Source organism: Bradyrhizobium sp. USDA 376, assembly GCF_054063675.1.
In genome coordinates this window covers 6,320,722-6,331,625 of the sequence record NZ_JBSSGN010000001.1, presented here as the reverse complement: position 1 = coordinate 6,331,625, position 10,904 = coordinate 6,320,722, and the positions used below count along the sequence as shown (strand labels likewise).

10 protein-coding genes are annotated in these 10,904 nt (G+C 65.1%); 7 read left to right on the top strand and 3 right to left on the bottom strand.

Features of this window, described 5'->3' with window-relative positions; genetic code table 11:
* Positions 1–47 precede the first annotated feature (47 nt).
* The 3 genes from ACVJ19_RS29420 to ACVJ19_RS29410 are packed head-to-tail and all read left to right on the top strand — an operon-like array spanning position 48 to position 2,976.
* Positions 48–1,070, top strand: a complete 1,023-nt coding sequence (locus ACVJ19_RS29420; RefSeq protein ID WP_453952679.1) for a TRAP transporter substrate-binding protein — start codon at positions 48–50, stop codon at positions 1,068–1,070.
* The gene (locus tag ACVJ19_RS29415) at positions 1,067–1,621 is read left to right on the top strand and encodes a TRAP transporter small permease (protein WP_453952678.1); all 555 of its coding nucleotides are present in this window, start codon (positions 1,067–1,069) and stop codon (positions 1,619–1,621) included. The genes ACVJ19_RS29420 and ACVJ19_RS29415 overlap by 4 nt, the downstream gene beginning before the upstream one ends.
* On the top strand, positions 1,618–2,976 hold the full coding sequence (locus ACVJ19_RS29410) for a TRAP transporter large permease (protein ID WP_453952677.1): 1,359 nt from the start codon (positions 1,618–1,620) through the stop codon (positions 2,974–2,976). The genes ACVJ19_RS29415 and ACVJ19_RS29410 overlap by 4 nt, the downstream gene beginning before the upstream one ends.
* Positions 2,977–3,081: 105 nt before the next feature.
* Here ACVJ19_RS29410 and ACVJ19_RS29405 read toward each other — a convergent pair whose 3' ends face one another.
* On the bottom strand, positions 3,082–3,765 hold the full coding sequence (locus tag ACVJ19_RS29405; RefSeq protein ID WP_453952676.1) for a GntR family transcriptional regulator: 684 nt from the start codon (positions 3,763–3,765) through the stop codon (positions 3,082–3,084).
* A 214-nt stretch (positions 3,766–3,979) separates the two neighbouring features.
* On the opposite strand from ACVJ19_RS29405, the gene ACVJ19_RS29400 reads away from it, so the two are divergent.
* The 4 genes from ACVJ19_RS29400 (at position 3,980) to ACVJ19_RS29385 (ending at position 7,861) form a co-directional block, all read left to right on the top strand.
* Positions 3,980–4,588 (top strand): TRAP transporter small permease, encoded by a 609-nt coding sequence (locus ACVJ19_RS29400; RefSeq protein ID WP_453955233.1) that lies wholly within the window; start codon positions 3,980–3,982, stop codon positions 4,586–4,588.
* Positions 4,588–5,853 carry a TRAP transporter large permease gene (locus tag ACVJ19_RS29395; RefSeq protein ID WP_453952675.1) on the top strand — a complete coding sequence of 422 codons (1,266 nt, stop codon included), beginning with the start codon at positions 4,588–4,590 and terminating at the stop codon, positions 5,851–5,853. The genes ACVJ19_RS29400 and ACVJ19_RS29395 overlap by 1 nt, the downstream gene beginning before the upstream one ends.
* A gap of 24 nt (positions 5,854–5,877) precedes the next feature.
* The gene (locus ACVJ19_RS29390) at positions 5,878–6,861 is read left to right on the top strand and encodes a TRAP transporter substrate-binding protein (RefSeq protein ID WP_453952674.1); all 984 of its coding nucleotides are present in this window, start codon (positions 5,878–5,880) and stop codon (positions 6,859–6,861) included.
* Between the two features lie 73 nt (positions 6,862–6,934).
* Positions 6,935–7,861, top strand: coding sequence for a dihydrodipicolinate synthase family protein (locus ACVJ19_RS29385; RefSeq protein WP_453952673.1), 927 nt, complete (start codon positions 6,935–6,937; stop codon positions 7,859–7,861).
* Positions 7,862–7,986: 125 nt separating this feature from the next.
* On the opposite strand, the gene ACVJ19_RS29380 is transcribed toward ACVJ19_RS29385, so the two are convergent.
* Positions 7,987–8,898, bottom strand: a complete 912-nt coding sequence (locus tag ACVJ19_RS29380; RefSeq protein WP_453952672.1) for a hydroxymethylglutaryl-CoA lyase — start codon at positions 8,896–8,898, stop codon at positions 7,987–7,989.
* Between the two features lies 1 nt (position 8,899).
* Entirely contained in the window at positions 8,900–10,903 is a 2,004-nt protein-coding gene (locus tag ACVJ19_RS29375) for an acetyl/propionyl/methylcrotonyl-CoA carboxylase subunit alpha (RefSeq protein WP_453952671.1), read from the bottom strand.
* Position 10,904 lies beyond the last annotated feature (1 nt).

Below are 10,904 nucleotides of genomic sequence, written 5' to 3'. Positions count from 1 at the left end.
TCACACCAACAAGAACAGTCCAAAGAAACGATCAAGGGGATCACACCATGATTACGCGCCGCCATCTGATCGCGACCGCCGTCGCTGCACCCGCCATCTTGCGCTTCGGTACCGGGACCGCGCATGCCGCCACCACGCTGAAGATCTCGCATCAGTTCCCGGGCGGCACCATCGACAAGGGCGACTTCCGCGACCGTCTGTGCCGCATGTTCGCCGCCGAAGTTGCCAAGCGCAGCAACGGCGACATCGCCGCCGAGATCTATCCGAACTCCTCGCTGATCAAGACCAACGCGCAGTTCTCCGCGATGCGCAAGGGCGCGCTCGACATCTCGCTCTATCCGATGCCCTACGCCGGCGGCGAGCTGCCCGAGACCAATATCGGCCTGATGCCGGGCCTCGTCACCACCTACGACCAGGGCCTGCGCTGGAAGAAGGAGCCGGTCGGCAAGGCGCTGACCGACTTCCTCGCCGACAAGGGCATCATCCTGCTCACCTGGGTCTGGCAGGCCGGCGGCGTCGCCAGCCGCTCCAAGCCGATCGTCGCCCCTGAAGATGCCAAGGGCATGAAGGTGCGCGGCGGCTCGCGCGAGATGGACATGGTGCTGCAGACCGCCGGCGCCTCCGTGCTCTCGGTGCCCTCGAACGAAATCTACGCGGCCATGCAGACCGGCGCGTGCGATGCCGGCATCACCTCCTCCACCAGCCTGATCTCGTTCCGCCTCGAAGAGGTCGCGAAGTCGCTGACATCGGGCGCAGGCGCCTCGTATTGGTTCATGCTCGAGCCCTTGATGATGTCGAAGGCGATCTTCGACAAGCTGCCGAAGAACCAGCAGGACGTCCTGCTCGCCGTGGGCCAGGAGCTCGAAGCCTTCGGCCGCAAGGGCGCGCAGGACGACGACGTCGAGGTCGCCAAGGTCTACGAGAAGGCCGGTGCCAAGGTCTCGATGCTGGATGCCGCGACCGTCGGCAAGTGGCGCGACATCGCCCGCGACACCGCGTGGAAGGATTACAGCGCCAAGACTGCGACCTCGGCCAACCTGCTCAAGCTCGCCACTGACGTTGCGGCATGAGCCACGGTCCGCTTCCGGATCGTGACGACCGGACGAGCGCTGCTGCAGGGTCCGGCCCTGCGGCGGCGATCGATCGCGGTCTCGCCATCCTCAACAGCATCATCGTCGTGTTCGCCGCGGTCGCGCTGGTCGCAGCCTGCGCCATCCTGAGCTACAGCGTGCTCAGCCGCGCGCTGTTCAAGGCGGCCAATTACTGGCAGGACGAGGCTGCCGTGTTCCTGCTGGTCGGCGCCACCTTCATGACGGCCGCCTATGTGCAGCAGAACCGCGGTCACATCGGCATCGAGGCCTTTGTCGGCCTGCTCTCGCCGCTCGCGAACAGGATTCGCCTCTGGCTGATCGACGCCGCGACGCTCCTGTTCTGCGCCTTCTTCACCTGGAAGTCCTGGACGCTGGCTCATGAAGCCTATGTCGACGGCCAGGTCTCGAACTCGATGTGGTCGCCTCCGCTTGCCATTCCCTATTCGCTGATGGCGCTCGGCATGAGTCTGCTCTGCGTGCAAATCCTCGTGCAGCTTGCGCTGCCCTTCACTGGAGCCAAGCGGACATGAGCGTTTTCGGGATCGGACTCGCCTACGGCATCGCGACGCTGCTGGTGATGTTTTCGGGCATGCCGATTGCGTTCGCGCTGGGCGCGGTCGCGGTCGTGTTCATGGGCATCTACATGCCCGCGGCGTCCCTCGATACGGTGACGCAGAACGTCTACGAGGAAATGGCCTCGATCACGCTGCTGTCGATCCCGCTCTTCATCCTGAAGGGCGCGGCGATCGGCAAGTCTCGGGCCGGCCAGGATCTCTATCTGGCGCTGCATGCCTGGCTGCATCGCGTTCCCGGCGGCCTAGGCGTTGCCAACGTCTTTGCCTGCGCGCTGTTTGCGGCGATGGCAGGCTCGAGCCCGGCGACCTGCTCGGCGATCGGCTCGGCCGGCATCCCCGAGATGCGCAAGCGCGGCTATTCCGGCGGTTTTGCTGCAGGGATCATCGCCGCCGGCGGCACGCTCGGCATCCTGCTGCCGCCGTCGATCACCATGATCCTGTTCGCGGTCGCGGCGGAAAAATCGCTGGGGCGGCTGTTCCTCGCCGGCATCGGGCCCGGCCTGCTGCTGGTCACGCTGTTCGGCGCCTACGCCGTGATCCGCTTCCGCCGGGAATACGCGGCGGCCGAAGCGATCTACAAGAACGGCGGACCTGAGGCTGCGATCCTCGCCCGCGACGAGTACACGCTGGCCGAACGCTTCAGCGTGCTGCCGCGGGTGATCCCGTTCGTGCTGCTGCTCACCGGCGTCATGATCGCGCTCTATGGCGGCTACGCCACGCCGTCGGAAACCGCCGGCCTCGGCGGCCTGCTCGCACTGGCGCTGATCGCGGCGATCTACAGCGTGTGGCGGCCGAGCGACCTCGCCCCCATCATGAAGTCGACGATCCGGGAATCGACCATGCTGATGATGATCATCGGCATGTCGCTGCTCTATTCCTACGTGATGAGCTATCTGCACATCTCGCAATCGGTCGCCGAATCGATCGTCGCGATGCACCTGCCCCGCTGGGAACTGCTGTTCGCGATCCTCGTCATGGTGGTCGTGCTCGGCTTCTTCCTGCCGCCGGTCTCGATCATCCTGATGACCGCGCCGATCATCCTGCCGCCGCTCCGCGCCGCCAATTTCGACATCATCTGGTTCGGCGTGGTCATGACCATCGTGATGGAGATGGGCCTGATCCATCCCCCCGTTGGCCTCAACATCTTTGTCATCCGCAACGTCGCGCCGGATATTCCCCTGCGCGAGGTGATCTGGGGCACCCTGCCCTTCGTGCTCTTGATGATGCTCGCGGTGCTGCTGCTGTGCTTCGTGCCGGGGATATCGACCTGGCTGCCGGATCTCGTGATGGGGCCGGACGGGAGCAGGTAGCGACAATCACCGCTGCCGTAGGGTGGGCAAAGCGTAGCGTGCCCACCATCTTTCGCCGACGTTGAAAGGTATGGTGGGCACGGCGCAAGAGCGCCTTTGCCCACCCTACGAACTCTCCTTCCGCCGTTGCTTCGGCGCGTTCGCCACCACCTGCAACAGATCCTTCCGCACGGCCTCGATGTGCCGCTCCAGGAACCGGCAGGCCTCATCAACCTTCTGCGCGCGGCAGAGCGCGATCAGCTGGGCGTGTTCCTTCTCTGCGGTGCCCATCGCCTTGGTGTTGGAGAGCTGCAGCCGCGTGTAGCGGTCGCTGGTCTGGAGCAGCGACAGCACGATTGCGCGGGTGCGCGGCTGCGGGGCATGGACGTAGAGCGCCATGTGGAAGTCGGCGTTGAGCTGACCCCATTCGCTGACATTGCGCGCCTTGATCGCCTTCTCAAAGCTCTTGTGGATGTCGTCGAGCCCCTCGAAATCCTCCGCGGTGAAACGCGGCGCCGACTGGGCCAGCAATCGCGGCTCCAGGATGCGCCGCAGATCAAACACGTCGTTGATCTCATCCAGTGACAGCTCGGAGACGATGGCGCCTTTTTGCGGGACGATCCGCACCAGCCCTTCGGCCTCGAGCTGGAACAGCGCCTCGCGCACCGGGATGCGGCTGACGCCGTAGGCGTCCCCAAGCGCATCCTGGCGCAGCTGCGATCCGGCCGGATAGGTGCCGTCGAGGATCGCCTGGCGGAGCTGATCGACGATCGCAGCCGACAGGGTGCGATGCTTCAGAGGCTGTTTCATCTGACCTTCCGTCTTGCTTTCCGACTCGTTCGGCCGAAGCGGTCCCTCTCTTGCATGCTGACGTGTCCCGCAAAAGCCGGTGCCCAGCAAAAGCGCGTCCTGCCGCCGATTTGACCGCAATCTCCGTTTGACTCCCAAAATGTATAAATTATACATTTAGCAATCGCACGACAAATCTTCGGGGGTTGGGGCCTCTTCCATGATCGAGCAGACGATGCCGGCCACGCGCGCGCTCAGCCTCCGACGTACGATCGTCCGGATGTCGAGCGCCCTGCTCGCCTTCGAGCGTCTGGCGCTGATGGGCCTGATGTACCTGCTCACCGGCCTGATCCTGGTGAACGTCGTCACCCGCTACTCGCGTTTCCCGATCTACTGGATCGATGAATCCGCTGTTTATTGCGTGGTCTGGCTGACTTTCATCGGCGCTTCCGCGATGACGCGGCTGCGGCTCGATTTTGCGGTGACGATGCTGACGGAACGGCTTTCGCCGCAGCACCAGAAGATCGCAAAAGTGATCTCGACCGGCCTCGTCGTCGTATTCGGCGTCGCCCTGATCATCACCTGCGTGCTCTGGATGGACCCGATTGGCCTTGCGCGCGCCGGCTTCGACGGGCGCAAACTCGCGGCCGAGACCTTCAACTTCCTCTACACCGAGCACACCCAGACGCTGAACTGGCCGACCTGGGTGCTCTATCTGACGCTGCCGATCTTCGCGGTGTCGATGACCGTGCACGGCCTCGCCAATCTCCTGGAAGATCTCGAGCTGGTACTGCGCACGCCGCCGAAAGGCTTCCAGCTCTCCGAGCTCGACGGGGTCAACTGATGATCACGTCGGCCGCCTTCGTCGCGTTCATGCTGGTCGGCGTGCCGATCGGCCTCTGCCTATGCCTTGCCGGCCTCGTCTACATCGCCGCCTCAGGCAATCCCGTGCTGTTCCAGTCCTACCCTCTGCAGCTGTTCGGCGGCGTCGACAGCTACGGCCTGATTGCCATTCCGCTCTTCATCCTGATCGGCGAGATCATGAACGGCGGCGGCATCACGCGGCGCATCGTCGACATGGCGATGGCCTTCGTCGGCTCGCTCAAGGGCGGGCTCGCCTACGTCAACATCCTCGCCAATATGTTCATCTCTTCGATCCTGGGATCGGCGACCGCGCAGGTCGCGATCATGGCCCAGATCATGGTGCCGGAGATGGAGAAGAAGGGCTACGACAAGACCTTTGCAGCGGGCCTCACCGCCTATGGCGGCATGCTCGGCCCGATCATCCCGCCCTCGGTGATGTTCGTGGTCTACAGCGTACTGGCGCAGGTCTCGGTCAGCGACATGCTGATCGCCGGCATCGTGCCGGGCGTCATCCTCACCGTGATGTTCTGCGTCGTCATCGCGCTGATGGGATACATGTACAACTATCCCCGCGCCGACTATCAGACGCCGCGCCAGCGTTTGATGACGATCGTACGGTCCTCGCCGACGCTGCTGATCCCGATCGTCATCGTCGGCACGATTCTGAGCGGCCTCGCCAACGCCACGGAATCCGCGGCTGTCGGCGCCGTGGCCGCTGCGCTGGTCGGAAAATACTGGACCAAGGAATTCGAGTTCTCGCAGCTGCCGCAGATGATGCTGCGCAGTGGCATCTATTCGGCGATCGTGCTGTTCCTGGTCGCAGCCGCGGCCGTGTTCTCCTGGGTCCTGATCTTCGGCAAGGTGCCGCAGGAAACCGCCGGCTGGATCCAGTCCGCCGCCAAGGACCCGATCAGCTTCATGCTGATCTGCAACGTCATCCTCCTGATCATCGGCACCGTGATCGACGGCATTCCCGGCCTGATCATGACGGTGCCGATCCTGCTGCCGGTTGCAACCGACGTCTATCACATCGATCCCAGGCATTTCGGCGTCGTGGTGGTGATCAACCTCGTGCTCGGCCTCTTGTCGCCGCCGGTCGGGCTCTGCTTCTTCGTCGCAGCCGCCGTCACCGGCGCCAAGCCCGGCAAGATGTTCATGGTGACGCTGCCGTTCTTCGTCATCTCCTGCGTCCTCCTGGTGCTGCTCTCGCTCTACCCCTCGCTCTCGCTGATCCTCGTCAAATAGGCCCGTACAAAAGGAAGCCCGACCATGCCGCTTTCACGCCGCCGCTTTCTCGCCGCCAGTGCCGCCGCATCGGTGTTTGCGCCTTCGCTGGCGCTCGCCCAGGCCAAGGAATTTCGCCTCGGCCTGATCACGCCCAACGGCCATTCCTGGAACAAGGCCGCAATCAAATTCGGCGACGAGCTCAAGACCGCGACCAACGGCCGCCTGACCCTGACGGTGTTCCACTCCGGCCAGCTCGGCAACGAGCCCGCGATGATGCAGCAATTGCAGTCCGGCGCGCTCGACATAGGCTTCATTCAGGCCGCCGAGCTCGGCTCGCGCGTGCCGCACATCGCCGCGATCAATGCGCCCTACATCGTCCGCTCGACGCCGGCGGTGGCGAAATTCGTGAGACATCCGGCGGCGGTGAAGCTGTTCGAGGTGCTGCCGCAGGAGACCGGTACCATCGGCCTCGGCTGGGGCATCACCGGCATGCGTGCGGTGTTCTCGTCCAAGGATCTGAATTCGCTCGCCGACATCAAGGGCATGAAGCTGCGCATCAATCCGACGCCGGTCTATCGCGATTTCTATTCGTCCCTCGGCGCTGCGCCGACGCCGATCCCGACGCCGCAGGTGTTCGACGCCATGGCCAACGGTCAGGTCGACGGCCTCGAGGCCGATCTCGAATTCTCCTGGAACCAGCGCTTCGACAAGGTGTCGAAGGTGATCCTGCAGATGAATGCGGTCTTCATGCCGATGGCGGCAGTCGTCTCCGGCCGCGTCTGGCAGTCGCTTCCCGCAGCTGACCGCGAGCTGATCACCAAGACGATCAAGTCGACGCTGGACGCGCAGATCGACGAGCTCGCCGGCAACGAGCCCGCCTTGATCGAGAATTTCAAGAACGCGCCGATCCCGATCCGTCAGGTCCCCGCCGGCGACACCGAGGCCGTCATCGCCGAGTTCGACAAGATCTGGCTGCCCAAAGCACCTGTTCTCGCCGAGCTGCGCAAGGTCGGCGCGACGCTCTGATCCCACCCGCCATCCTCTTCACCACAGCCGGCGGCCCCAGCCCCCCGCCGGCAAATTCACTTGGAGTCCAATCATGAGCCGCCGCGTTTCCTGGGAAGGCGTCTTCCCGGCCGTCACCACCCAATTCCACGACGATCTCTCGCTCGATATCGACGCGACCGCCAAGGTGATGGACGGATTGATCCGCGACGGCGTCTCCGGCCTGATCGTCTGCGGCTCGGTCGGCGAGAACACCTCGCTGGAGCGCAAGGAGAAGGTCGCGATCATGGAGACGGCGAAGTCGGTCGCGGCCGGCCGCGTGCCCGTGCTGTGCGGCATCGCCGAATTCACCACGGCGTTTGCGGTCGAGACGGCGAAGGAAGCCGCGCGCGTCGGCATCGACGGCGTGATGGTGATGCCGGCGCTGGTCTATTCGTCCAAGCCGCACGAGACCGCCGCGCATTTCCGCGCCGTCGCCAGCGCGACCGACCTGCCAGTGATGCTCTACAACAATCCGCCGATCTACAAGAACGACGTCACACCGGATATCCTCGCCTCGCTCGCCGACGTCGAGACCGTGGTCTGCTTCAAGGATTCCTCCGGCGACACGCGCCGCTTCATCGATACCAGGAACATGGTCGGCGACCGCTTCGTGCTGTTCGCGGGCCTCGACGACGTCATCGTCGAGAGCGTCGCCATGGGCGCCGTGGGCTGGGTCTCCGGCATGTCGAATGCCTTCCCGCGTGAGGGCGAGACGCTGTTCCGCCTCGCCAAGGCCGGCCGCTTGGCCGAGGCCATGCCGCTCTACGAGTGGTTCATGCCGCTCTTGCATCTCGATGCCCGCCCGGACCTCGTCCAGTGCATCAAGCTGTGCGAGCACATCATGGGCCGCGGCACCGCGCTGACCCGCCCGCCGCGCCTGGCGCTGCTGCCACAGGAGAAGGCCGAGGTCGAGGCGATGATGGTCAAGGCGCTCAAGAGCCGGCCGCAGCTGCCGGATGTCGGGCTTAAGGCGGCTTAGGAAGGTTTCGTAGGGTGGGCAAAGCGAAAGCGTGCCCACCTTCTGCCAATGATTGCGAAAGATGGTGGGCACGGCGCTTCGCGCCTTTGCCCACCCTACGGCACCTGAATGCGCCGCAAGCGGGCTTACGTCGCCGCCCGCTTCTTCTTCGCGTTCAGCGCGGATGCCACGCGGCTCACCGGCGGCTTGCCCAGCACGCCGCTCATCGCGTTCGTCGCCGCCAGCAGCTTCTCCATGTCGACGCCAGTCGCGATGCCCATGCCTTCGAGCATGTAGACGACGTCCTCGGTCGCGACGTTTCCGGTCGCGCCCGGCGCGTAGGGACAGCCGCCCAGGCCGCCGGCGGCGGCGTCGATGACGCGGACGCCCTCCTCCAGGCCGGCATAGAGATTGGCGAGCGCCTGGCCGTAGGTGTCGTGGAAATGCATCGCGAGCTTGGCGGGGGGAATGTTCGCGCTGACCGCGCGCAGCATCTCCTTCGCCTTATCAGGCGTGCCGACGCCGATGGTGTCGCCGAGCGAGATCTCGTAGCAGCCGAGGTCCCACAGCGTGCTCGCGAGATCGGCCACCGCCTTCGGCTTGATCTCGCCGTCGAACGGGCAGCCCAGCACACAGGAAATATAACCGCGCACAGGCACACCATCCGCCTTGGCGCGGGCCAGCACCGGCTTGAACCGCTCGATGGATTCCGCGACTGTGCAGTTGATGTTGGCGCGCGAAAACCCTTCGGAAGCCGCCGCGAACACGGAAACGACTTTCGCACCTGCGGCGCGCGCAGCGTCATAGCCCTTCTCGTTGGGCACCAGCACGTGAAACTCGGCGCCCTTGATATGGCTGATGCCGCGTAGCACGGCGTCCGAACTCGCCATTTGCGGAATCGCCTTGGGCGAGACGAAAGCGCCGACCTCGACCGTATCGAGGCCGGCCCCGACCAGAGCCTCGATGAAGGCGATGCGGGCCTCGACGCTGACGGGCGTCTTCTCGTTCTGGAGGCCGTCGCGCGGCCCCATCTCGATGATGCGGACGGGATCGCTCATCTCACTCTCCCGATGGTTCGACCACGGCGAGCTCGACGCCTTCCTGGACGATGTCGCCGACCTTGCATCTGATCGACTTCAGCACGCCGGCATAGGGCGCGCGTAGCGTCTGCTCCATCTTCATCACTTCCAGGGTGAGGATCGGCGCGCCCTTCTCGAGCGTTGCACCCTCCTCGGCCAACACGGCGACGACGGTCCCCGGCAGGGGCGCGGCGATCTTGTCTTCGCCAACATGCTCCTCGCTCTCGCCGCCGAACGGATCGACCCAGTGCAGGTCGAACCGGCCATTGCGCGTGCGCAGATAAAGTTCATGGCCATCGATCACCGCCGCGACCGACGATTTGACGCCGTCGAGTGTCAGATCGAAGCCGCCCTCCTTCGCCGCGATCGTGAACGCCAGCTCGCGTTCGCCGATCACCAGGGTGGACAGCCCGCTACCATAGTTCAGCGTGATCTTCTGCTCCGGACCATGTCCGACGCGGAAGGCAAAGCTGCGCTGGCGGCGGCCGACCGGCTGCCAGCCAAAGGTCTGCCACGGCGAGCTCGCCTGGGCCTGCACGGCTTGCCGCTCCTCGTTGACGATCGCCGCCACGGCGGCGCAGAGCTCGAGCTCGCCGGGCGCCGGCGCCGCCGACGTCAGCACCGTCAGCTCGCGCTCGATGAAGCCGGTGTCGATCGCATTCGTCCGCACCTTCGGGTGCGTGATCAGCGCCGACAGGAACGGGATGTTGGTGACGATGCCGCGGACATCGGACTCTTCCAGGCCGCGGTTCAGGCGATCGATCGCAACATCCCGCGTCGGCGCCCACGCAATCGTCTTTGCCAGCATCGCATCGTAGTAAGGCGAGACCGTATCGCCCTCGCGATAGCCGGCGTCGATGCGCAGGCCTCCGGTCTCAGCCGGCAGGCGCCAGGTCGAGATCTTCCCGACCGACGGCATGAAATTCTTGGTCGGGTTTTCGGCGTAGACGCGCGCCTCGATCGCATGGCCGTTGAGGCGGATCTCGTCCTGCTTCAAGGGCAGCGCCTCGCCAAAGGCGACGCGCAGCTGCCATTCGACGAGGTCGATCCCCGTGATCAGCTCGGTCACGGGATGCTCGACCTGGAGGCGGGTGTTCATCTCGATGAAGAACACGTCCTTGCCGTCGGAGACGAACTCGATGGTGCCGGCGCCGACATAGCTGACCGCGCCCGCCGCCTTGCGCGCGGCAGCGCAGACCGTCTCGCGCTGCGCAGCATTGAACGTCGGCGACGGCGCCTCTTCGATCACCTTCTGGTGCCGGCGCTGCAACGTGCATTCGCGCTCGAACAGCGACAAGAGATTGCCGTGGCTGTCGCCGATCACCTGCACCTCGATGTGCCTGGGATTGTCGACATATTTCTCGATCAGCATGCGGTCGTCGCCGAACGCGGCCAGGGCTTCGCGCTTGGCGCTGACGATCGCAGGCCCGAGCTCGGCCGCTGAGCGCACGATGCGCATGCCGCGGCCGCCGCCGCCGGCTGAGGCCTTCACCAGCACGGGGAAGCCGATCTTGTTGGCGGCCTTCGAAAGCGTCGCCTCGTCCTGGGCCTCGCCGTGATAGCCGGGCACCAGCGGCACGCCGGCTTTCTCCATCAGCTCTTTCGAGCCGGATTTCGAGCCCATCGCCGTCATCATCCCGGCGCTCGGGCCGACGAACACCAGCCCGGCGTCCAGGCAGGCCCGCGCGAATTCCGCATTCTCCGACAGGAAGCCGTAGCCGGGGTGAACCGCTTCCGCGCCGGTCTTGCGCGCGGCGTCGATCAGCCGCTCGACATTGAGGTAGCTGTCGCGGGCACGTGCCGGCCCGAGGAGCACGGCTTCATCGGCGAGCGCGACATGCATCGCATCGCGATCGGCCTCGGAATAGACCGCGACCGTGCGCAGGCCCATGGCGCGGGCGGTGCGGATGACGCGGCAGGCGATCTCGCCGCGGTTGGCGATCAGGAGGGTGCGAAAACGCCGGTAGAGCATTGAGCGGTCCATC